Raw genomic sequence first — 652 nt, forward strand, 5'->3', positions numbered from 1 at the left:
ATGCAACAGGCTTATGCTGCGCCAGTGATGCAGCAGCCTGCGCTGGCGACCGCCGTTGCACCTGCAGCCGCTGCGCCAGCTGAAGCCGCTAAGCCGGAAATCACCGGCCACATCGTGCGTTCTCCGATGGTCGGCACTTTCTACCGTACCCCAAGCCCGGATGCGAAAGCCTTCGTGGAAGTGGGCCAGAAAGTCAACGCGGGCGATACCCTGTGCATCGTTGAAGCGATGAAAATGATGAACCAGATCGAAGCCGATAAATCCGGCGTTGTGAAGGCGATCCTGGTGGAAAGCGGCCAGCCGGTTGAATTTGACGAGCCGCTCGTCGTCATCGAATAACGAGGCGAAGCATGCTGGATAAAATTGTCATTGCTAACCGCGGTGAGATCGCTCTGCGTATTCTCCGCGCGTGTAAAGAATTAGGCATCAAGACCGTTGCGGTTCACTCAACCGCTGACCGCGACCTGAAGCACGTGCTGCTGGCGGACGAGACCGTCTGCATCGGCCCGGCACAGTCGGTCAAAAGTTACCTGAACATCCCTGCACTGATCTCCGCCGCCGAAATCACCGGCGCCGTGGCGATCCACCCGGGCTACGGCTTCCTCTCTGAGAATGCCGATTTCGCCGAGCAGGTTGAGCGCTCTGGTTTTAT

The 652-nt window shown here is 58.4% G+C and carries 2 protein-coding genes; both read left to right on the forward strand.

Translation table 11 applies throughout. The annotated features are described in order from the left end of the window. Positions 1–339 (forward strand): acetyl-CoA carboxylase biotin carboxyl carrier protein (gene accB, locus QMZ65_RS25155; protein WP_283216946.1); only part of this gene is annotated, 339 nt, incomplete at its 5' end. Positions 340–350: 11 nt separating this feature from the next. Continuing rightward, positions 351–652, forward strand: a 302-nt coding sequence (locus QMZ65_RS25160; protein WP_283216947.1) for a biotin carboxylase N-terminal domain-containing protein, incomplete at its 3' end; no start/stop codon positions are given.

Source organism: Pantoea sp. EABMAA-21 (assembly GCF_030053335.1).
GTDB lineage: Bacteria > Pseudomonadota > Gammaproteobacteria > Enterobacterales > Enterobacteriaceae > Pantoea > Pantoea communis.